Annotated in this window: 19 protein-coding genes and 1 tRNA gene; 4 read left to right on the top strand and 16 right to left on the bottom strand. The window is 63.8% G+C overall.

The annotated features are described in order from the left end of the window. Complete coding sequence (locus tag ACHWUQ_RS02200; protein WP_373450232.1) at positions 1–1,026, bottom strand: microcin C ABC transporter permease YejB; 1,026 nt, start codon at positions 1,024–1,026, stop codon at positions 1–3. Positions 1,027–1,160: 134 nt separating this feature from the next. Continuing rightward, positions 1,161–2,999, bottom strand: coding sequence for an extracellular solute-binding protein (locus ACHWUQ_RS02205; protein ID WP_394680225.1), 1,839 nt, complete (start codon positions 2,997–2,999; stop codon positions 1,161–1,163). A gap of 120 nt (positions 3,000–3,119) precedes the next feature. On the opposite strand from ACHWUQ_RS02205, the gene fabI reads away from it, so the two are divergent. Next, positions 3,120–3,920: an enoyl-ACP reductase FabI gene (gene fabI / locus ACHWUQ_RS02210; RefSeq protein ID WP_312529917.1), complete on the top strand. Its 801-nt coding sequence runs from the start codon at positions 3,120–3,122 to the stop codon at positions 3,918–3,920. Positions 3,921–3,990: 70 nt separating this feature from the next. Here fabI and ACHWUQ_RS02215 read toward each other — a convergent pair whose 3' ends face one another. The 13 genes from ACHWUQ_RS02215 to ACHWUQ_RS02275 all read right to left on the bottom strand — a co-directional run bounded on the left by ACHWUQ_RS02215 (position 3,991) and on the right by ACHWUQ_RS02275 (position 18,496). Beyond that, entirely contained in the window at positions 3,991–6,489 is a 2,499-nt protein-coding gene (locus ACHWUQ_RS02215) for a heavy metal translocating P-type ATPase (RefSeq protein WP_394680226.1), read from the bottom strand. A 120-nt stretch (positions 6,490–6,609) separates the two neighbouring features. Next, positions 6,610–7,416: an ankyrin repeat domain-containing protein gene (locus tag ACHWUQ_RS02220; RefSeq protein WP_394680227.1), complete on the bottom strand. Its 807-nt coding sequence runs from the start codon at positions 7,414–7,416 to the stop codon at positions 6,610–6,612. Then, positions 7,413–8,219, bottom strand: coding sequence for a TatD family hydrolase (locus ACHWUQ_RS02225; protein WP_394680228.1), 807 nt, complete (start codon positions 8,217–8,219; stop codon positions 7,413–7,415). The genes ACHWUQ_RS02220 and ACHWUQ_RS02225 overlap by 4 nt, the downstream gene beginning before the upstream one ends. Positions 8,220–8,375: 156 nt before the next feature. Beyond that, positions 8,376–8,750, bottom strand: a complete 375-nt coding sequence (locus ACHWUQ_RS02230; RefSeq protein ID WP_239811695.1) for a PilZ domain-containing protein — start codon at positions 8,748–8,750, stop codon at positions 8,376–8,378. A 96-nt stretch (positions 8,751–8,846) separates the two neighbouring features. Further along, positions 8,847–9,890: a DNA polymerase III subunit delta' gene (locus tag ACHWUQ_RS02235; protein ID WP_394680229.1), complete on the bottom strand. Its 1,044-nt coding sequence runs from the start codon at positions 9,888–9,890 to the stop codon at positions 8,847–8,849. Position 9,891: 1 nt separating this feature from the next. Continuing rightward, complete coding sequence (tmk, locus tag ACHWUQ_RS02240; protein WP_394680230.1) at positions 9,892–10,587, bottom strand: dTMP kinase; 696 nt, start codon at positions 10,585–10,587, stop codon at positions 9,892–9,894. A gap of 42 nt (positions 10,588–10,629) precedes the next feature. Next, positions 10,630–10,980, bottom strand: a complete 351-nt coding sequence (locus ACHWUQ_RS02245) for a single-stranded DNA-binding protein (protein ID WP_312408835.1) — start codon at positions 10,978–10,980, stop codon at positions 10,630–10,632. Positions 10,981–11,055: 75 nt separating this feature from the next. Continuing rightward, positions 11,056–12,318: an MFS transporter gene (locus ACHWUQ_RS02250; RefSeq protein WP_394680231.1), complete on the bottom strand. Its 1,263-nt coding sequence runs from the start codon at positions 12,316–12,318 to the stop codon at positions 11,056–11,058. Positions 12,319–12,371: 53 nt separating this feature from the next. Further along, positions 12,372–13,856 carry a DNA recombination protein RmuC gene (gene rmuC / locus ACHWUQ_RS02255; RefSeq protein WP_312529936.1) on the bottom strand — a complete coding sequence of 495 codons (1,485 nt, stop codon included), beginning with the start codon at positions 13,854–13,856 and terminating at the stop codon, positions 12,372–12,374. Positions 13,857–14,035: 179 nt separating this feature from the next. After that, the gene (locus tag ACHWUQ_RS02260) at positions 14,036–15,031 is read right to left on the bottom strand and encodes a D-glycerate dehydrogenase (protein WP_312462673.1); all 996 of its coding nucleotides are present in this window, start codon (positions 15,029–15,031) and stop codon (positions 14,036–14,038) included. Positions 15,032–15,049: 18 nt separating this feature from the next. After that, on the bottom strand, positions 15,050–16,480 hold the full coding sequence (locus tag ACHWUQ_RS02265) for a sodium:proton antiporter (RefSeq protein ID WP_394680232.1): 1,431 nt from the start codon (positions 16,478–16,480) through the stop codon (positions 15,050–15,052). A 126-nt stretch (positions 16,481–16,606) separates the two neighbouring features. Further along, positions 16,607–17,860 (bottom strand): nicotinate phosphoribosyltransferase, encoded by a 1,254-nt coding sequence (pncB, locus tag ACHWUQ_RS02270; RefSeq protein WP_239811687.1) that lies wholly within the window; start codon positions 17,858–17,860, stop codon positions 16,607–16,609. A gap of 177 nt (positions 17,861–18,037) precedes the next feature. Then, a complete protein-coding gene (locus tag ACHWUQ_RS02275; RefSeq protein ID WP_239811686.1) occupies positions 18,038–18,496 on the bottom strand; it encodes a thioesterase family protein in 459 nt (152 codons plus the stop codon). A 757-nt stretch (positions 18,497–19,253) separates the two neighbouring features. Here ACHWUQ_RS02275 and ACHWUQ_RS02280 point away from each other — a divergent pair. The 3 genes from ACHWUQ_RS02280 (at position 19,254) to ACHWUQ_RS02290 (ending at position 22,063) form a co-directional block, all read left to right on the top strand. Further along, positions 19,254–19,811, top strand: a complete 558-nt coding sequence (locus ACHWUQ_RS02280) for a phasin family protein (RefSeq protein ID WP_239811685.1) — start codon at positions 19,254–19,256, stop codon at positions 19,809–19,811. Between the two features lie 343 nt (positions 19,812–20,154). Then, the gene (locus ACHWUQ_RS02285; RefSeq protein WP_239811684.1) at positions 20,155–21,198 is read left to right on the top strand and encodes an extracellular solute-binding protein; all 1,044 of its coding nucleotides are present in this window, start codon (positions 20,155–20,157) and stop codon (positions 21,196–21,198) included. A gap of 106 nt (positions 21,199–21,304) precedes the next feature. Beyond that, entirely contained in the window at positions 21,305–22,063 is a 759-nt protein-coding gene (locus ACHWUQ_RS02290; protein WP_239811683.1) for a 3-hydroxyacyl-CoA dehydrogenase, read from the top strand. 143 nt (positions 22,064–22,206) lie between these two features. Here the strand turns inward: ACHWUQ_RS02290 and ACHWUQ_RS02295 are convergent. Further along, positions 22,207–22,283: transfer RNA gene (locus tag ACHWUQ_RS02295), tRNA-Asp, on the bottom strand. Positions 22,284–22,293 lie beyond the last annotated feature (10 nt).

The raw sequence follows: 22,293 nt of genomic DNA on the forward strand, positions 1-22,293 counted from the left end.
TCAGTCAAACTTGACACGCGGATCCACCCAGACATAGCACAGGTCGCTCACCAGCTTGGTGAGCAGGCCGATCAAGGTAAACAGATAGAGAGTGCCCAGCACGACGGGGTAGTCGCGCCGCAGCACGCTCTCGTAGCTGAGCAGGCCCAGACCATCGAGCGAGAACAAGGTTTCGATCAACAGCGAACCGGTGAAGAAAGCCCCGATGAAGGCCGCCGGAAAGCCCGTGACAATGGGCAGCAAGGCATTGCGGAACACATGGCGCCACAGCACCTGGCGCTCGCTCAGGCCCTTGGCCTTGGCGGTGATCACATACTGCTTGCGGATTTCTTCAAGAAAGGCGTTCTTCGTGAGCATGGCCGTCACCGCAAAGCTGCCAGCCACCATGGCGGTCACCGGCAAGGTGATGTGCCAGAGATAGTCCACCAGCCTGGCGGCCCAGCCCATCTCTTCCCAGCCCGAGGAGGTGAGGCCGCGCAGCGGAAACCACTGCAACTGCCCGCCAAAGATCACCAGCAGCGCCACGCCCAGCACAAAGCCGGGTATCGCATAGCCCACCAGCACGATCACCGTGGTGACCATGTCGAAACGGCTGCCCGCGCGCACCGCCTTGGCAATGCCCAGCGGCACTGCAATCAGGTAGCTGATGAAAAAGGTCCACAGCCCCAGGCTGATGGAGACCGGCAGCTTGTCCTTGATCAGCTGCCAGACGCTCTTGTTCTGGAAAAAGCTGTTGCCCAGATCAAAGCGGGCGAACTGGCCCAGCATCTGCACAAAGCGCTCGACGGGCGGCTTGTCGAAGCCGTACAAGGCCTTGATCTCTTCGAGCCGTTTGGGGTCAATGCCCTGCGCGCCCCGGTAGCCCATGCTTGCGCCTTCAGCCCCCCGGTTACCGGCCTTGGCCTCCGCCAGGTACTGCTCGACCGGGCCGCCCGGCACGAACTGGATCACCACAAAGGTCAGCAGCAGGACCCCGAACAACGTGGGAATCATCAGCAGCAGACGTTTGAGGATGTAGGCAAACATGCGGTGCGGGCTCCAATGTCAGCACGGGCGGGCAAACGCCGTGGCACTGTGGCAGAAAAGGCCTGGGCAGCGCGGCAGGCGCGCCGGGGCGGTGAGAGGGATCATATAACGGCTGGGCCCTGCCTCAGACCGGGTCATGGCTTGGCCGTGTCAGCGGTGATCGGCGGCATGCGCGCCCACCAGTAGTACATCACCCAGGTCTCGCCCGGCACATAGGCGGGCACCTGCGGCGGCTCCACCAGGCGCCAGGCGTCATACACCACCCGGTGGCTCGCCGCATACCACTGCGGGATGAGGTAGTGGCCCGCCACGATGATGCGCTCCAGCGCATGGCAGGCGGGCAGCAGCTCCTGCTCGCTCTTGGCGCTGGCCATCTTGGCAATCATCGCGTCGACGGCCGGGCTTTTAAGGCCAATGAAGTTGCCCGAGCTTTCCTGGTCCGCCGCCGCGCTGCCAAACAATTCGGCATATTCCTGGCCTGGGATATTGGTGCCCGGGATGTTGACCGATATCAGGTCATAGTCGAACTTGTCGACCCGCTGCTGGTAGAGCGCGTAATCGGCCACCCGCAGCCGCAGCTTGATGCCGAGCTTTTCCAGGTTGCGCATCCAGGTCGAGACGGTGCGCAAGCCGCCTTCGTTGCTGTCCAGAAACTCCAGCTCCAGCGCCTCGCCGTTGGCATTGCGCAGCACGCCGTTGGCGTCTACCTTCCAGCCAGCTTCGGCCAACAGCGCCTGCGCCTTGCGCAGGTTGTCGCGCAGGCTGCTGCCCTGGTCGGTACGTGGTGGACTTTGTATCGGGCCCAAGGTGCCGGCGGGCAGGTCCTTCTCAAAAGGCTTGAGCAGGGCCAGCTCGGCGTCGCTCGGGCTGCCGTGGGTCTCACACACGGTATTGCCAAACAGGCCATGCACGCGCTCGTAGGCACCGTAGAACAGCTGGCGTTGCATCCACTCGTAGTCAAAGGCCAGGCCCAGCGCCTCGCGCACGCGCACATCCTGCAGCACCGGGCGGCGCAGGTTCAGAAAATAGCTCTGAAAACCGGATGGCAGCTTGTTGGCAAAGTCCCCCTTGCGCAGCTCGCCCCGGTCAAAGCGCTTGCCATACAGGCGCCGCGCCCAGTCACCGGCGCTGAAAAAACGCATCACATCGAATTCACCGGCCTTGAGCGCCTCCAGCTTGGCGGTGTTGTCCTTGTAGATCTTGATCGTGATCCGGTCAAAATTGGCGCTGCCCACGCGCACCGGCAGGTCCTTGGCCCAGTAGCCGGGGTCGCGCACATAGGTGATGTCACGGCCAAACACCACCGGGCCGATCTTGTAGGGGCCGCTGCCGATTGGCATATCGGTCACGATCTGGTCAAAGCGCTTGGGCTTGCCATCGGCGCCCAGGCCCCAGTCGCGGCTGAAGACCGGCAGGCTGCCCACGGTCAGCGGCAGATCGCGGTTGGGCTTCTTGAAGCGAAAGCGCACCGTGCGGTCATCGATGACATCGCAGCCTTCCACATCGGCCAGCAAGGTCTTGTAGCCGGGCGCGGCGTACTGGCTGATCAGTGCCTCGTAGCTGTGCTTCACGTCCTGCGCCAGCACCGGTTTGCCATCGTGAAAGCGCGCCGCCCTGCGCATCTTGAACGTGGCGGACAGGCCATCGGCTGCCACATCGATGTCCTCGGCCAGCAGCCCGTAGCCGGTCGTCGTCTCGTCCAGGCTGGCGATCAGCAGGCTGTCAAACAGCATCTCGGTCAGATAGGCCGGGGGCGAACCTTTGATCGTGAAGGGGTTGTACTTGTCAAACGTGGAGTAGCGCAACGCGCTGACCAGCCGCAACTCTCCGCCCTTGGGCGCATCAGGATTGGCATAGGCAAAATGCTTGAAATCCGCCCCGTAGCGCGGCTCGCCCCAGAGGGCGTAGGCATGGTTGGCCCAGGCAGGTGCTGCCGCAGCAGCCCACAAAATCAGCGGAAGGCAGAATCGCATGCGACAATTCTGCCCTAGCTGGCCACCTGTGCAAGCGTTTACCCCCGAGAAACGCTCTGCCCCGGTGCCAGGTCTTTTTTGGCCATGCCTCATGGCCTGGAACTCATCAGGAGAAGAACAATGGGATTTCTGACCGGCAAGAAACTGCTGATCACGGGCGTGCTGTCCAACCGCTCCATCGCTTACGGCATCGCCAAGGCCTGCCACCAGCAAGGCGCCGAGCTGGCTTTCAGCTACGTGGGTGAACGCTTCAAGGACCGTATCAGCGAATTCGCTGCCGAGTTCGACTCCACGCTGGTGTTCGATTGCGATGTGGCCGATGACGCCCAGATCGAGAAGATGTTTGCCGACCTGGCGGGCACCTGGGGCAAGTTCGACGGCTTTGTGCACTCGATCGGCTTTGCACCGCGCGAAGCGATTGCCGGCAACTTCCTGGAGGGTCTGTCGCGCGAAGGCTTCCGCATTGCGCATGACATCAGCGCCTACAGCTTCCCGGCGCTGGCCAAGGCCGCACTGCCCTACCTGAACGACAAGTCGTCGCTGCTGACCCTGTCCTACCTGGGTGCCCTGCGCTCCATCCCGAACTACAACACCATGGGCCTGGCCAAGGCATCGCTCGAAGCCTCCGTGCGCTACCTGGCCGAGGCCGTGGGCCGCACCGAAGACGGCCGCGCGATCCGCGCCAACGGCATCTCCGCCGGCCCGATCAAGACCCTGGCCGCTTCGGGCATCAAGGACTTCGGCAAGCTGCTGGGCCGCGTGGCCGACGCCGCTCCGCTGCGCCGCAACGTGACCATCGAAGACGTGGGCAATGTCGCCGCCTTCCTGCTGAGCGATCTGGCCTCGGGCGTGACTGCCGAGATCACCTATGTGGACGGAGGCTTCAGCCAGACGGCAGGCCTGTCGGCCGACCAGGTCTAAGCCCTTCCGCTTGAACAAAAGCCCTGCAGGCTGGGAGCCTGCAGGGCTTTTTCATGTCCAGCCGCATTGTCTAGACGCTAAAACGGCGCAGCCGCAACGCATTGGCCAGCACAAACACACTCGACAGCGCCATCGCCCCCGCCGCAAACACCGGCGACAGCAAGGTGCCATTGATCGGGTACAGCAAGCCCGCGGCCACCGGGATCAGCGCTACGTTGTAGGCAAAGGCCCAGAACAGGTTCTGGTGGATATTGCGCATGGCGGCGCGCGAGAGCCCGATGGCGGTCACGACGCCGCGCAGGCCGCCGCCCATCAGCACCACATCGGCCGACTCGATGGCGATATCGGTGCCCGAGCCCACGGCAATGCCCACATCGGCCTCGGCCAGCGCGGGCGCATCGTTGATGCCATCGCCCACATAGGCCAGCGCACCATGTGCGGTCCGCAGGCGTTTGACCGCCTCGACCTTGCCATCGGGCAGCACCTCGGCCACCACCTCGTCAATGCCCAGCTGCTGGGCAATCGCCTCGCCGGTGCGGCGGTTGTCGCCGGTGATCATCGCCACCTTCAGCCCCATCGCATGCAGGCCCTCAATGGCGGCCCGTGTCGTCGGCTTGATCGGGTCGGCCACGGCAATCATGGCCGCCAACTGGCCATCGATGGCCGCATACAACGGCGTCTTGCCTTCGGCGCCCAGGCGGGCCGCCTCGTCGGCAAACACCGCCACACCGGCGCCCAGCTGCTGCATCATGCGGTCTGCGCCGACTTCCACCCGCGCGCTACCCACTTGGGCACGCACGCCAAATCCGGTCACCGATTCAAAGCCGGACAGCGGTGGCAGTTGCAGGCCTTCTGCCTGCGCGGCCTGCACAATGGCCTGCGCAATCGGGTGCTCGGACTGGCTCTCGACGGCTGCCACCGCCGCCAGCACGGCGGCGCGCTCAAAACCGGGGGCCAGCACCAGGTCGGTCAGCGCGGGCCGGCCTTCGGTCAAGGTGCCGGTCTTGTCGACAGCCACCACCCGGGCGTCTTTCAGCAGCTGCAAGGCTTCGCCCTTGCGGAACAGCACGCCCAGCTGGGCGGCGCGGCCGGTGGCCACCATGATGGAAGTGGGCGTGGCCAGGCCCATTGCACAGGGGCAGGCAATGATCAGCACGGCCACCGCATTGACGAGGGCCAGGCTCAGCGCCGGCGACGGGCCCAGCAGCAGCCAGAGCACAAAGGTCAGCACGGCGGCGGCCATCACGGCGGGCACAAACCACATGGTCACCTTGTCCACCACCGCCTGGATCGGCAGCTTGCCGCCCTGGGCCTGCTCGACCATGCGGATGATCTGCGCCAGCACGGTATTGCCCCCCACCTCGGTGGCCTCCAGCGTCAACGCGCCCTTTTGGTTGATGGTGCCGCCCACCACCTGGGCGCCATGGGTCTTGTGCACTGGCACGGGCTCGCCGCTGATCATCGATTCATCGACATAGCTCTCGCCCCCGGTCACCCGGCCATCGACCGGAACGCGCTCGCCAGGGCGCACCTGCACCGTGTCCCCGGGCTGCACCGCGTCAATGGCCAGCGACTGCCAATCGCCATCACGCAGCACCCAGGCGGTCTTGGCTTGCAGCTGCACCAGGCGCTTGATCGCCGCCGAGGTGTTGCCTTTGGCGCGCGCCTCCATCCAGCGGCCCAGCAGAATCAGCACCACGATCACCGCTGCCGCCTCGAAATAGACATGCACAGTGCCGGCCGGCAAAACGCCGGGCGCAAAGGTGGCCACCAGCGAGTAGAGGTAGGCCGACAAGGTGCCCACTGCCACCAGCGAATTCATATCCGGCGCTGCACGCACGAGCGCGGGCAGCCCCAGGCGGTAAAAGCGGCGGCCCGGCCCTGCCAGCACCAGGCTGGTCAGCACCCATTGCAGCAGCCAGTTGCTCTGCTGCGGCAGCCATTGGCCTACCCAGTGGTGAAAGCCCGGCAGCATGTGGCCACCCATCTCCAGCACAAACACCGGCGCGGCCAGCACGGCCGCCAGCCACAGATCACGCCACAGGCCTTGCTGCGCCTGCTGTTGGCGCTGGGTTTGCGCATCATGGGCATCGGCTGCCCCGCCAGCGTCTGCCACCTGCGGCAGGCTGCGGGCGGTATAGCCGGCCTTGGCCACGGCGGCCAGCAGTTGCTCGGCCTGCACGCCCGCCGTCAGCTGCACCATCGCGCGCTCGGTGGCCAGGTTCACGGCTGCGGTCTGCACGCCAGGTACAGCCTTCAGCGCCCGCTCGACCCGGCCTACGCAAGAGGCGCAGGTCATGCCCTCGATCTCCAGCTCCAGCGCATGCGCAGGCACCTTGTAGCCCGCTTTGTGCACCGCTGCCACGGCCTGTTCCAGCAGTTGGGCGGCGGGGGCCTGATCGCCCAGTTGCAGGCTGGCCTGCTCGGTGGCCAGGTTGACATGGGCGCTCAGCACGCCAGGTACGGCCTGGAGCGCACGCTCGACACGGCCGACGCAGGATGCGCAGGTCATGCCCTCGATCGGCAGTTGCAGCAGTGGGGTAGCAGAGGAGATGGTGGGGGCAGTCATGGCGGTTGTCTTTCTATCCATGGCAGCCACTTTAAAGATTGCCATGGTGTGAATGTCAAGCCCCTGCCAACAGCGGGTGAAAACGCAGCGGGGGCAGCGCGGGCAGCGCCGCCCGCCCCCTTACCAGTTGCTCTGGATCTTGCGCCGGCTTTCCTGCGGGAACGCGGGCTTTTGCGGCACATAGCCGCCAGGCTGCGGCTGGGGCGCGGCCTGGCTGCCCGCCGCTGCTGCGCCTGCGCGCGCACCCGAGCCTGGTGCAGCGGCGCCGGCCTGGGTCAGCCAGGTCACCACTTCCGAGCGGTCGGCACGGGAGGCAAAGTCGCTGGCGGTCAGACCTTGCTGGTTTTTCAGCTTGGGGTCGGCCCCCTCCTTGATCAGCAGTTGCACGGCGCTGCGCGTGCCATACTGCGCGGCCATCATCAACGGCGTGGTGCCATTGGGTGATGCGGCATCGATATAGGCATGGTGCTCCAGCAGCAGCGCCACCATCTGCAGGTCGGAGCCGTCTTCACTGGGAGCCGATACGGCATAGTGCAGCGGCGTCCAGCCCTCGCGGTTCACATCGGCACCCCGGGCAATCAAGGCCTTGGCCAGATCGACCTGGCCCTTGATGGCGGCCATCATCAGCGGTGTTTCGCCCTTGGCATTGGCCAGGTTCACGTTGGTTGCCGGCAGCGCAATCATGCCCTTGGCTGCGCGGTAGGAATCGAGCTTGAACGCCTGGGTCAGCCCCGTCTCGCCCTTCTCGCTCACGGTGTTGGGGTCAAAGCCGCGCTGCACCAGCGCCTCGATGCCCTTGGCATCGTCGCGGATGATGCGGGTGAAGAAATCGTCGTAGGAGCCCGCTTGCGCGACTGCACAGGCGAGCGACAAGGCTGCGGCACAGGCCGCACGCAGCGCAGACAGGGAACGAGACTTGGGCTTCATGACAGCACTCCGCTGAACAATCGGTCGAAATTGCGGTTGGTGGCCTCGGCCACCGCTTCCACGCTGATGCCGCGCACCTCGGCAATCTGCGCGGCCACATGGGGCACGTAGGCAGGGATATTGGTCTTGCCGCGAAACGGAACCGGGGCCAGATAAGGGCTGTCGGTCTCGATCAGCAGGCGGTCCTCCGGCACAAAGGCCGCGACATCGCGCAGATCCTGGGCCTTCTTAAAGGTGATGATGCCGGAGAACGAGATATAGAAGCCCAGATCCAGCGCTGCGCGCGCCACCTCCATGCTCTCGGTGAAGCAGTGGAACACGCCCCCTGCAGCATCAGCGCCGCCGGTTTCGCCCTCTTCACGCAGCAGGCGCAAGGTGTCTTCCGAAGCGCTGCGGGTGTGTATCACCAAAGGCTTGCGCACCTGCTGGGCCGCACGGATATGGGTGCGAAAGCGCTCACGCTGCCATTCCAGATCGGCAATCGTGCGGCCGCCCTTGCGGTCTTCCATGCCGTAGTAATCCAGGCCGGTCTCGCCAATCGCCACCACCCGGGGCAGCGCGGCGCGCTCGACCAGGTCCTGCACGCTGGGCTCGGTCAGCCCTTCGGTATCCGGGTGCACGCCCACGCTGCACCAGAAGTTGTCATAGCGCATCGCCAGCGCATGCACGTCGGGAAACTCTTCCATCGTGCAGCTGATGCACAGCGCGCGGGTCACCCGGGCCTCGTCCATCTTGGCACGGATGGCCGGCAGGTCCTGGGCGAGCTCGGGAAAATTGAGGTGGCAGTGGGAGTCGGTGAACATCAATCGTCAACGCTGCAGACGAACGGAGCGCCGCAGTCCAAATACAAACAACTGCTGCCATTGTCCGCGCTCCGGCCCCGTGGCCGGTGCCTGCCACCGTAAAACCCTGTCAGCCCGGCTAAGAAATGCGGGTGGGACAGGGTCGAAGCTGCGTGCTTAGATCGTCTGCGTCGCGCGGTCGGCCTGCAAGGCGGTGCCCAAGATCTGTTCAATCTTGTAACGCAATTCGTCGGTTTTGGGGTCCTTGGGAAAGCGTACCCCGATGCCCTGGGTGCGGTTGCCGCTGGCGCCTGCCGGGGTCACCCAGCCGACCTTGCCGGCAATGGGGTAGCGCTGCGGGTCCTGCGGCAAGGTCAGCAACAGGTAGACATCATCGCCCAGCGCATAGTCCTTGGGCGTCGGTACGAAGATGCCGCCTTCCTTGAACAAGGGGATGTAGGCGGCGTACAGCGCGGCTTTTTCCTTGATGGCCAGTTGCAGCACACTGGGGCGCGCGCTCGCTGTGCCTGTTGCGGGAGTGGGACTGTTCATAGATTGCAAGGATAACCAAATTTTGCAAGCTCATCCCATATGCCAGCGCAAAGAGCGGACAGAAAGCGGCGCTGTTATACCGCTGGCGGGCCCCGCTCAGCGGCGGGACTGCAGCACGCTGGCCGCCTGCGCCACCAGTGCCTCCAGCATCAACCCCTGGTTGAAAGGGTGTGACGCCGTGCGCATCGACTGCGTCAACGCCTTGCTCCAGCGCGCCAATACGGCCAGTGTCGGAGGGGCCGGAAGATCAGCCGCCTCAAAAAACCGTGGCGTAGCCCCCACACGCAGCATCAGCAAATCATGGCAGAGCTTTTGCAAGGCATCGACCACCTCGGGTGCGGACAGGCTGGACAGCGCGCCGGGCTGGCCATTGGCTAGGTCCTTGGGCAGCTTCTTCCAGACCTGGGGCGAGCGGCCGGCCTCCATCTGCGCCAGTGCATCATCAGGGCGGCCACCCGCAGCCTGCAGCAGCGCATCGACCTGGTCGGCCGGTACATCCTGCGCGACCAGCCAGTTGCGCGCCGACGCCGTATCAGGCCACTGCATGGTGTGCGCCAGACAGCGGCTGCGTATCGTCGGCAGCAGCTGGTGCGCAGCCTCGGTCGCCAGCACAAAGCGGGCATCGCCTGGCGGCTCTTCCAAGGTTTTGAGCAGCGCGTTGGCGGTGACGGCATTCATCTTTTCTGCCGGGTACACCAGGACCGCCTTGCCCTTGCCCCGGCCGGAGGTGCGCTGGGTGAATTCCACCGCATCGCGCATGGCATCCACCCGGATCTCCTGGCTGGGCTTGCGCTTCTTGTCGTCAATGTCCGCCTGGGCCTTTTCCGGCAACGGCCAGCCCAGCGCCAGCATCTCGGTCTCGGGCATCAGCACACACAGGTCGGTATGGGCATGCACATCAATGGCATGGCAGCTGGCGCAGTGGCCGCAGGCCCCTTGCGGCGTCGGCGCATCGCAGAGCCAGGCACGTACCATGGCCATTGCAAGCGAAAACTGGCCCAGACCCGAGGGGCCTTGCAGTAACCAGGCATGGCCGCGCTGGGCCAGCAGCAGGTCGCGCTGCTGGGCGATCCAAGGTGCCAGAGGAGCGGGGGCGGCGGAGACAGCCTCAGCCGCAGTGGTGTTCTTGGCGGTGGCCATCTCAGCCCTCCTCCCGGCTGGCGCTCAGCCAGCCCCGGGCCTCGACGGCCTGGCGCACTGTCTGCCACACCGCCGGCTTGGGCTGGTGAGAATCGATGCGTGCAAACCTGCCAGGTTGCGCGAGCGCGCGCTCGGCATAACCGGCGGCCACGCGGGCAAAAAACTGCTGGGGTTCGGCCTCAAAACGGTCCGGGGCACGCGCGCCTGCCAGGCGCTCGGCGGCCACCTCGGTGGGCAGGTCAAACCATATCGTCAGGTCGGGCTGGCGCAGTGCGCCCTCGCCCAGCTCGGGCCGGGCCTGCACCATGTGCTCCAGCACCGACAGCACCTGCAGGTCAAAACCACGCCCTGCGCCCTGGTAGGCAAAGGTGGCATCGGTAAAGCGGTCGCACAACACCACGTCGCCACGGGCCAGCGCGGGCTCGATCACCTGCTGCAGGTGGTCGCGCCGGCCGGCAAATACCAGCAAGGCCTCGGTCAGGGCATCCATGGGCTCCTGCAGGAACAGCGCGCGCAGCTTCTCGGCCAGCGGCGTGCCCCCGGGCTCCCGCGTGCTCACCACCCGGCGGCCGGCGGCCAAAAAGGCGTCGTGCAGGCCCTGGATATGCGAGGATTTGCCAGCGCCGTCAATGCCTTCAAAGCTGATGAACAGACCGAGCGAGGCAGCCGGGGAAGATATGGGAGAAGATGGAGTCATGCTGCGGCAGATTGTACGTGCCAGCCAGCCATCCGGACGGGATCAGCCCGCAGGATCCAGGTCCGTGTCGCCCGCCACACCGCGCTTGCGCGCCACCGCGTAGGCGGTCAGCACCTGGTGGGCCACCATATCGACACTGGGGCGGGCGACGCCATCGCGGTCCACCCAGACCTTGGGCGTCAGGCTGCCCGACAGGCAGATGCTGTCGCCATCGCCCAGGCCCAGCAATGCGGCGACCGGGGCATCGTCGAAAGCGATGACGTTGACAATCAGCATCTCGCCATCGCCTGCACCGGCATTGGCACGCACCTTGGCCAGCGCGTAGGGCTTTCCGGTTTTACTGGTGCGCTCGACCGGCTGGCCCAGTATGCGCCCGGAAACCAATCCATCCATCATGCTTGCATCCCCCATTCAAGCCCTGCAGTTTAGCCGCTCGGGCCAGAGCCAAATGCAAGTCGGGCCCACCGATCAGGGCTCGCGTGGCGGCATAGCCACCGGCTTCTCACCCAGCGCATGGACGGCGGGCCCCGCCGCAGGACTGCTGTCGATGACCTTGAAAGTCGGCAGCGGCGTTTTCCCCAGCACCCAGGCCATGCGCGAGCCCGCACCTACCAGCGCGCCCATCACCCAGAAGACCCCGCCGACACCGATCGCCGCCCCCGCCGCACCGAACATCAGCGGCATGCAGACGCTGGAGCCGTTGATCAGCATCAGCCGCAGGCCCACCGCCTCGCCATGGCGCTCTTCCGGAGTGATCTGGTGCAGCATGCTCATGGCCATCGGCTGCACGCTGCCCAGGCCGATGCCCAGCAAGGCTGAACAAAAGGCCATCGCCCAGGCATTGGGCATCAGCGGATAGACCGCGAAGATGGCGGCGGTCAGCACCATCGCGGCCATCACCACCGTCATCTCACGCAGATGGCGCGAGATGGCAGGCAGCAGCACCCGGATCACAAAGGCCGCCAGCGCGAACACGCCGAGCACGGCGCCGATCTCGGAGGCCGACAGACCCCGGTCATGGCCCAGCAACGGCACGACAAAGGTGTGCACATCCCAGCAGGAGGCCACCAGCCAGTTGACGATCAGCAGGCGCCGGAAGGACTGCTCGCGCAGCAAATCCCAGGCATGGTGCGGCTGGCCATCGCTCTTGGGCGGCGCCGGCTCCATCTCCTGCGCGCTGCGCACGCACCACCAGGCGACCACCGAGAACAGCGCCAGCACCGCAAAAGCGATGCGGTAGGACAGGTTGTTGCCCGCCTGGCCGGTGGAGTGGTCGATGATCAGGCCCGTCACCATCGGGCCCAGAAAATTGGCAATCGCCGGGCCCAATGACAGCCAGCTGAAGATCTGGCGCAATTCGCTGGCCTCATGCGCGACGCGGCCGGCGTGGCGCTGCAGCGCAATGATGGAGATGCCGCAACCCGCGCCGGTCAGCAGCGCCGACAGGCACAGGACTTCAAAGCGGGGAAAGGCGACGCCGATGGCAGTACCGACAAAGGCCAGCGCAATCGCCGCGAGCATCGGCTTCATGAAGCCATGCCGGTCGGCGTAGCGGCCTGCCGGCAGCGCCAGAAACACCTGCGTGAGCGCAAACAGACTGAGCAAGAACCCCACGGCGCCGGGGGTGTGGCCATCGCGCAGGGCCAGCAGCGGGGCTGCCAAACGCGTGCCTGTCATACAGGTATGGACGAAAAACTGGCCGATGATCAGCCGTATCAACTCGCGATTCACGCGTTCCCTTCAGCACCTTGGGCACTTGGCGCTTGCTTGGCCTGCATTGTCGGCTAAGAAAGGCTTGCCGCGCTGTCGCCTTCGTCCGTATCCGAGGTCAGAGGGCCCAACTCACCGGCTGCAGGCGTCTCATGCACATGCGAGAGGCGCTTTTTGATCGCCCGGGTGCGCACATCGACCTGCTCGAACTTCTTGGCTGCCTGGTCCAGCGACTTGCGCGTGGCCTCGACCACCTCGCCAAACTTGTTGAACTCGGTCTTGACCTGGCCCAGCACCGCCCAGACCTCGGAGCTGCGCTTTTCGATGGCCAGCGTCTTGAAGCCCATTTGCAGGCTGTTGAGCATCGCTGCCAGGTTGGCGGGCCCCGAGACCATGACCCGGCAGTCGTTTTGCACCGCCTCGACCAGGCCGGGCCGGCGCATCACCTCGGCAAACAGGCCCTCGGTGGGCAGGTAGAGCACCGCAAAATCGGTGGTGTTGGGCGGCGAGACGTACTTGCTGTAAATCTTCTTGGCCTCCAGGCGGATCGAGTTCTCAAAACCGATGCTGGCCGACTGGATCGCCGCCTTGTCCATGCTTTCCTGCGCATCCATCAGGCGCTGGTAGTGCTCCACCGGGTATTTGGAATCGATGGGCAGCCACACCGGCCTGTCGTCGCTGTGGCCCGGCAGGCGGATCGCGAACTCCACCATCTCGTCACTGCCCGGCACAGTCTTGACGTTCCTGGCGTACTGCTGGGCGGTCAGCACGTTGTCGATGATCATGCCCAGCTGCAGCTCGCCCCAGGTGCCGCGCGATTTCACATTGGTCATCACACGCTTGAGGTCGCCCACGCTGCCGGCCAGGGTCTGCATCTCGCCCAAGCCCTTGTGCACCTGCTCCAGCCGGTCGCTGACCAGCTTGAAGGATTCACCCAGGCGCTGCTCCAAGGTGGCATGCAGTTTTTCGTCCACCGTTTTGCGCATCTCTTCGAGCTTGCTGGCGTTGTCGCTCTGGATGCTGGCCAGCCGCTCATTGAGCGTACCGCGCAGCTGCTCAGCCTGCTGCTGGTTGGCCTGCAGCAGCTGCGCCAGCTGGCGTCCCACCCCATCCTGCATGCCGCTCAGGTGCGACTGCACATCGGTCTTGAGCGTGGTCAGGCTGTGGTGGTTGGCCCGGGTGAGTGCATCGACGCGCTGGGTCAGCGAGGTATCGAGCACCGACAGGCGCTGGTTGACGGCGGCATCGAGGTGGGCCAGGCGCTGCGCCAGCTGGGCCTCGAACCCGGCCAGTGCCTGGGCCAGTTCCTGGCGCCCCAGGCGGGATTCGGCCAGGCTTTGCGCCATGCGCGCCTCCAGCGATTCGCGGAACTCGCCCATCACATCCTGGCTGCCCTGGTTCAGTTCGCGCAGCTGCAAAGTCAGGTGCTGCGACAGGTGGCTGAGCGCCCCTTCGCTGCGCGCCAGCGCCTGCACCGTCTGCTGCTGGTCCCGGGCCTGGCGCTCCTGATGCTGCAGCCAGACCTCACCCAGATCGGCCTTGGGCCGGCGCAGCAGCATGACCAGCAGATTGGCCAGCACCGCCAACAACACCAAGGCCAGCAGCACCAGGCTGAGCAGCGACCGATCCAGATCCAGATTCACAAGCGTTCCCCGTGTTTGAGAAGACTTCAAAAATAATAGCTGCTTGCACCCGCCTGGTGGGCACAAACAGCCATGTTTATTGAAATATTTTGCGTTCAGGCAGCGCTGCGGCGGCTGTGCTCCAGGTGGTTGACGGGCGTGACCGGCTCCTGGCCTCCCAGGTAGGCGATCAGGTTGTCGGCCGCCAGCTGGGCCATGGCCCGGCGCGTGCCCATCGTGGCGCTGGCGATATGCGGGGTCAGCACCACATTGGACAGTGCCAGCAAATCCGGGTGCACCGCAGGCTCGCCCTCGAACACATCCAGGCCGGCGGCAGCAATGGTCTTGTTGGCCAGGGCCTTGGCCAGCGCCGCGTCGTCAACAATGCCGCCGCGCGCAATATTGGTCAGCGTCGCCGTGGGCTTCATGCTGGCGATCTCGGCCGCACCGATCGTGTGGTGGGCCTCAGGGGTGTAGGGCAGCACCAGCACCAGGTGGTCGGCGGTGCTGAGCAGCTCCTGCTTGCTCACATAGCGGGCCTTGCAATCGGCCTCCAGCTCGGGGCTCAGGCGCGAGCGGTTGTGGTAGACCACCTGCATGCCAAAGCCATGGGCACCACGCCGCGCAATGGCCTGGCCGATGCGGCCCATGCCCAGAATGCCCAGGGTGCTGCCATGTACCTCGGCACCGGCCAACAGATCATAGCGCCAGTCCTTCCACTGTCCGGCGCGCAGAAAATGCTCGCTTTCGGTGATGCGGCGGGCAGCCGCCATCATCAGCGCAAAGCCGAAATCGGCCGTGGTCTCGGTCAGCACATCGGGCGCATTGGTGCCCTGCACGCCGGCTGCCGTCATCGCGGCCACATCGAAGTTGTTGTAGCCCACGGCCATGTTGGCGCAGATCTGCAACTGCGGGCAGGCGGCCAGCAAAGCCGCATCGATGCGCTGCGAGCCGGTGGTCAGCACGCCATCGATGCCCTGCAGGCGCTCGGCCAGCTCGGTGGGCGACCAGGCGACATCGTCCTGGTTGGACTGGACCTCGAAGTGCTGCTCCAGCACAGTGACCACTTCAGGGGAGATGGCGCGGGCAATCAGAATTTTCGGGCGGGACATCGGCAGTTTCCTCGGGGTTCAGCGGAACCAGATAAAAGTCATCACGATAAACAGCGGCACAAGAATGGCGCAGGACCAGGCCATGTAGCCAAAAAAGCTGGGCATGCGCACCCCGCGGCTTTCGGCAATGGCCTTGACCATCATATTGGGCGCGTTGCCGATATAGGTGTTCGCACCCATGAAAACAGCACCGGCCGAGATGGCGGCCAACGTGGTTGCCATCGAGGTCATCAGCACCTGGGGATCGCCCCCGGCGGTATTGAAGAACACCAAATAGGTGGGCGCATTGTCCAAAAAGCTGCTGAGCAGGCCGGCGGCCCAGAAGTACATCGCCGGGTCCGGCGAGCCATCGGGCCGGGTCACCGCACGTACCACGGCACCAAAAGGCCCGTCGGCACCAGCCTGCAGCATTGCAATGACGGGGATGATGGTCAGAAAAATGCCGGCGAACAGCTTGGCCACTTCCTGCATCGGGCCCCAGTCGAACTGGTTGGCGGCATGGGCCGACGCGGGCGTGAGCTTGAAGGACAGCACGGCCACCACCATCAGGCCCAGATCACGCACGATGGATGGCAGACCAACGGCTACACCGGCAATGTCCCACTGCAGGTCGGACTTCCAGAAGCCGCTGAGCAGCACCAGGGCCACCACGGCGCCCAGCAGCACAAAATTGATCTTGCCCTCAAAGCCCAGGCTGTGGGTGTCGGGCGTCGGATCGGTGCGGGGCTTTTGCGCGTCAAAGCGCAGCATGTAGCGGTCCAGCAGGTAGAAGATCACCAGCAGCGCGCCGACCAGAAACAGGGTCTCGGCAAAGATGTGGCGCACGGTCCAGAAGAAGTCCACACCCTTCAAAAACCCCAGGAACAGCGGCGGATCGCCCAGCGGCGTGAGCGAGCCACCGGCGTTGGAGACGATGAAGATGAAGAACACGACCACATGCGCGCAACTGCGGCGGGCATCGTTGGCGCGGATCAGCGGCCGGATCAGCAGCATCGACGCCCCGGTGGTGCCCATGAAGCTGGCCAGCACCGCCCCAATGGCCAGGATGGCAGTGTTCAAGCCCGGTGAGCCATGCAGGTTGCCACGGATGTAGATGCCGCCCGAGACCGTGAACAAGGCGGTGAGCAAAATGACGAAGGGAATGTATTCAGCCACCAGCGCATGGGCCAGGCTGCCAGCGGCCAACCCCGGTCCGAAGACGGCAGCAAACGGCAGCAAAAAGGCCAGCGCCCAGAAAGCGGCGACCTTGCCAAAATGGTGGTGCCAGAAGTGGGGCAAAAACAGCGGCATCAGCGCAATCGACAGCAGAATGCCGGCAAAAGGGATGCCCCATAAAACAGAAAGATCAGCCCCATTGATCGTGGCCGCACTGGCCCAGCCCGGTACCAGCACCGCGGCCCCCACGGCCGCCCTGCCCCACGCCCCATACCGCTGCCCCACCTGCGCCATAAGCTGCTCCTTGTGTTTGTGCTTATTCCCCATGCAGCCGTGCGCGCTTGGCAGACGGGTGCAGCCGGTGATTTTAGTCAGCGGCCATGCGCCAGGACCGGCTGCGGGTGACAGCTGCCCTCCCGATTAACCCGCACGTGCGGGGGCTGGTGCCACCCCTTGCGGCGGCATGTGCTGGCTGGGGGGCAGGTTGAACACCTGGCGCAGATAGGCCAGGTATTTTTCGTCGTCGCACATGCTCTTGCCGGGCGTGTCCGATATCTTGGCGACCGGCTGGCCATTGCAGCGGGTCATCTTGATGACGATCTGCAGCGGCTCGTAGCCGAGGTCATTGGTCAGGTTGGTGCCCACACCGAAGGCCAGCTGGCAGCGCCCCTGGAAGCGTTCGAACAGTGCAATGGTGCGCGGTATCGTCAGCGCATCGCTGAAGATCAGGATCTTGCTCAGCGGATCGACCTTGTGCAGCTTGTAATGGGCAATCAGCCGCTCACCCCAGCTGAACGGGTCGCCGCTGTCATGCCGCGCGCCGTCAAAGAGCTTGCAGAAGTACAGGTCGAAATCGCGCAGGAAGGCATCCATGCCATAGACATCGGACAGCGCAATGCCCAGATCGCCCCGGTATTCCTTGGCCCACATGTCAAAGCCATAGATTTGGCTTTCGCGCAGGCGCGGTCCCAGCGCCTGGCAGGCCTGCAGGTATTCATGGGCCATCGTGCCCAGCGGGGTCAGGCCCAGTTGTTTGGCAAACAAGGTGTTGCTGGTGCCGGCCAGTTGGCCCCGGCGCTCGCCCGGCATCGCTGGATGTGTGGCCACGCCCAGGCCACCCACCAGGCTGCCTAGCACCTCGCGCTGCCAGCGATGGCTGAAACGCCGGCGCGTGCCATAGTCGGCGATCTTGAGCGCCTCCAGGCCCTGCCCACGCATGGCCTCGATCTTGCCCGCCAGGCGCCTGCGCCCCTCCGCCCAATCGGGCTCAGGCTGGGTGTTGCGAAAGTAGACCTCGTTGACGATGGCGAGCACCGGGATCTCGAACAGCACGGTGTGCAGCCAGGGGCCGGTGATCGTGATATCGATCTCACCGCTGGGCAGCGGCATCACGCTGATGTATTTTTCCTTGAGCTGGTAGAGCCGCAGAAAATCGATGAAATCGCTTTTGATGAAGCGCAGCGACTGCAGATAGGCCAATTCGTCATCGGCAAAGCGCAGGCTGCACAGATGCTGGATTTCGGCGCGAATCTCGTCCACATACGGCGCCAGTTGCACGCCGGGGTTGCGGCAGCGGAACTTGTATTCCACCTGGGCTCCCGGAAACTGGTGCAGCACCACCTGCATCATCGTGAACTTGTACAGGTCGGTGTCCAGCAGACTTTGGATAATCATGGTTGGCAGCACAGGGTTGCGCGCCCACACGTGCAGCGGCCTATGTGGCTGCTACAGGCAGACGCCATGTCTCGTATCCACAACCCAGCGCCTATTTCATAAGGTCGCAACAGCGGCAAGTGTAGGCGATTGACCGCCGCCCTGCTGTGAGGCAGGGCAAGGCAACCCCGCGGAGGCTTATCGCAGGCGCAGTCTGTCGAGCGCCAAGCGCGTGGCGTCTGGCAGCGCAACCGGGCGCCGGCTGCTGCGGTCCACATAGACATGGACAAAATGCCCGCAAGCGGCGCTTTGCGATGCACCGGCCACAAAAATCGCCAGCTCATAACGCACACTGCTTTTACCCAGATGCGCGACCCGCACGCCAACATCGACATCCTGCGGATAGGACACTGGCGCAAAATAGTGGCATTGGGTCTCCACCACCAGGCCGATACTGGTGCTCTTTTCCAGATCGAGCAGCCCATTGTCGATCAGCAAGCGGTTCACGGCCGTGTCGAACCAACTGTAATAAACGACGTTGTTGACATGCCCATAGGCATCGTTATCCGCCCAACGGGTGGTTATGCGCACAAACTCGGCATAGGCCGACCGGGGCTGCGGCTGGGGACGCTCGGCGTGCTGCTGCGAAGAAGACATCTGGCCATCCTGGTCACGAAGTTCGCAGGCATTGTAGAACGTGTTTGCGATCTCTACGCGGCCGCGTTGGAGTGCAATCGGGATGAGTTCGAAGCGATGGTCTGCAGCTTGCACCGGGGTGCAAGCAAGGGCCAGCGCGCAGAAATCGCCCGATTTCACTCCAACCCTTCGGACAGTGGCTTTGCGGGCGCCCGGCTAGGGGTGCCCGACTAGGGGTGCCCGACTAGGGGTGCCCGACTAGGGCCGCCCGGGCAGGGGTGCCCGACTAGGGGCGGTCTGCGTCGTTGCAAATCCCCGCGATAGTGCGACTATGGCTGCGGTGTTGCGCGGCTGGGCGCCCCCTCGCCTCCCATCCCGCAAAACCGCTGTCGCGGCGCGAGGAGATCGTAAACACGTTCTTCGAGTGCCCGAACCCGCCGTCACCGCAGCGCGGCACTGTCGGAGACAGACCAGCACAGACGCTGCCATCGTGCTGTCACATGCGGCGGCTACAACGTCAGAACAAGCAGGTTTGAGCCAATTGCCAGGCGATTAATTCGTTACCCCATCAACTAATTAAACAAAAGGTAAATGATTGAAATCAAAACAAAAGATTTTTTGCTGCACTGCACAAAAAAAGGCTTGCAAAACACCCGCAGATGCCCAACAATAGAGTCATTGTGCAGTGCAGCAAATTCAAAGCAATGCACAAGCCTCCGGTACACAATGGGTGTCCGGACCGGTATTTTCACCACTTCTAACGAGACGGAGTATGAACATGGCATTGACCCCTGACCAAATCCTGGCTGCACACAAGGCAAATCTGGAAACCCTGCTGGGCCTGACCAACAAGGCCTTTGAAGGCGTGGAAAAGCTGGTGGAACTGAATGTGGCCGCTACCCGCGCTGCGCTGTCCGATGTCTCGGCCAACACCTCGGCCGTGCTCGATGCCAAGAGCGCCCAGGATCTGCTGAGCGTGCAAAGCGGTCTGCTGCAACCGATGGCCGAAAAGACCGCTGCCTACAGCCGCCATCTGTATGAAATCGCCGCTGCCACCAGCCTGGAATTCAGCAAGGCGTTCGAAAACAAGGCCGTGGAAGCCCAGTCGAAGTTCAATGACTTTGTCGATACTGCTGCCAAGAACGCACCAGCCGGTTCTGAAAGCGCCGTTGCCGTGATGAAGACCGCTGTTGCCGCTGCCAACAACGCCTACGACTCCGTGCAAAAGGCCGTGAAGCAAGCCGGTGAAGTGGCCGAGACCAACTTCAACACGATCACCAACAACGCCGTCAAGGCTGCTGGTACCGTCAGCGCAGCGACCGCCAAGCGCCGCTGAACGGACGCCGGTTGTGGCCCAATACCCACAACTGAGCCCGGCAAAGGGCCAGCCCCTGGACAAAGCCAAGGGTAAACCCTAGAATACATAGATCGCACTGACTTTGTCGGTGCACCCAGTTGTCTCCTTGGATCTTTTCGAAACCTGGTTTCTTGGATCCTTTTAAAGCCCGGCCTTGCCGGGCTTTTTTTTGTCTGTCCGGCGGCCAGCACGGCTGGCGCGCCATGAACAATGCGTCACTTAATGGCAGCTGAATAAGCACAGACCCTGCACTGGATTAAATAGAAACAATTCTTGTTTCAATTAAGATCGCGTCTCCAACTTTACAGAGACGTTTTGCCCTATGCATTCTTTCAAAATCCTTGCACTGGCTTGCGCCATCACGGCAGGTGCTGCTGCACAAGCCCAGGAAGTGGTCAACTTGTACTCTGCCCGCCACTACGCGACGGATGAGGCGCTCTATAACAACTTCACAAAAGCGACCGGCATCAAGATCAACCGTGTGGACTCGGACGACGCAGGCATTGTGGCCCGCCTCAAGGCAGAAGGTGCCGCCTCCCCTGCCGATGTGGTGTTGATGGTGGACGCCGCCCGCCTCTACCGCGGCGAGAAGGACAACCTGTTCCTGCCGATCCGCTCGGCCAAGCTGGAGGACGTGATCCCCGCCAACCTGCGCGCCCAGCCCGAAGCCGATGGCGGCATCACCTGGTTCGGTCTGTCGACCCGTGCCCGTGTGATCGCCTACAACAAGGACAAGGTCAAGCTCGAGGATGTTGACAGCTATGAAAAGCTGGCCGACCCCAAGAACAAGGGCAAGATCTGCATCCGCTCGGCCTCGCACCCCTACAACCTGAGCCTGTTTGGCGCCGTCACCGAACACATCGGTGAAGCCAAGGCCCAGCAATGGCTGCAAGGTGTCAAGGACAATCTGGCACGCCCACCCAAAGGCGGTGACACCGACCAGATCAAGGCCGTTGCCGCTGGTGAATGCGATATCGCCGTCACCAACAGCTACTACTTCGCTCGCCTGATGCGTTCGAGCAATCCCGACGATGTCGCGATCACCAACAAGGTGAGCGTCGTGTTCCCGAACCAGAGCAGCTGGGGCACCCATCTGAACATCGCTGGCGGCGCAGTCGCCAAGTACAGCAAGAACAAGGACAACGCGGTCAAGTTCCTGGAGTACCTGGCCAGCCCGGAAGCCCAGACCTACTTCGCCAACGGCAACAACGAGTGGCCTGCAGCCAAGAACGTGCAGACCGACAACCCGGCGCTGAAGGCGATGACGCAGGACAAGCCGTTCAAGAGCGAGACCATCCCGATCAGCGCTGTGGGCAGCAACATGGCCAAGGTGCAGCAGATGCTGGACCGCGCCGGCTTCCAGTAAGCCGCGCACGCTGTCACGAAAAGCCCGCTCGCGGGCTTTTTTTGTGACTGCTCACCGCGCTGGGCTCGGCTAAGATGCACCGATCCAACAACCGGGAGACATAGCGATGCAAATCGCCAAGAAGGTATTTATCGTCACAGGCGGCGCGTCAGGCCTGGGAGAAGGCACGGCCCGCATGCTCACCAATGAAGGCGCCACCGTCGTCATCGCCGACATGCAGGCAGACAAAGGCCAGGCGCTGGCCCAGCAGCTGGGCGGCGCATTTGTGCAATGCGATGTGTCGAATGCCGAACAGGCCCAGGCCGTCGTGGACAAGGCGGTATCGCTGGGCAAGCTGTTTGGCCTGGTCAACTGCGCAGGCATTGCCCCGGCTGAAAAGACCGTCGGCAAAAAAGGCGCGCATTCGTTGGAGTTGTTCAGCAAAACCATCACGGTCAACCTGATTGGCAGCTTCAACATGATCCGCCTCTGCGCCGAAGCGATGGCCCAGAATGCGCCCGAGCTCACTGGCGAGCGCGGCGTGCTGATCTCGACGGCCAGCGTGGCCGCCTATGACGGCCAGATCGGCCAGGCGGCCTATGCGGCTTCCAAAGGCGGCGTGGTCGGCATGACCTTGCCGATCGCCCGCGATCTGGCGCGCAGCGGCATCCGCAACATGACCATTGCCCCCGGCATCTTTGGCACCCCCATGCTCTTTGGCATGCCCCAAGAGGTGCAGGATGCGCTTGCCGCTGGCGTGCCCTTCCCCAGCCGCCTGGGCACCCCTGAGGACTACGCCAAGCTGGTCAAGCACATCATCGAGAACGATATGCTCAATGGCGAAGTGATCCGCCTTGATGGCGCCATCCGCCTGGCACCCAAGTAATAGCAAGGCCTGCGGGCCTTGCGATGCAAAAAGCCGATCTGCGGGGCAACCCGGCGATCGGCTTTTTCTTGCACGCTGCACCCGGGCAGCAGCAGCGATGGAAAAAAGCCTTCTTGCCACAGGACAAGAAGGCTTTTGGAATCTGGCGGAGTGGACGGGACTCGAACCCGCGACCCCCGGCGTGACAGGCCGGTATTCTAACCAACTGAACTACCACTCCTGGCAGACAG

It is taken from the genome of uncultured Comamonas sp., from assembly GCF_964277875.1.
In the GTDB taxonomy this organism is placed as follows: Bacteria; Pseudomonadota; Gammaproteobacteria; order Burkholderiales; family Burkholderiaceae_C; genus Comamonas; species Comamonas sediminis.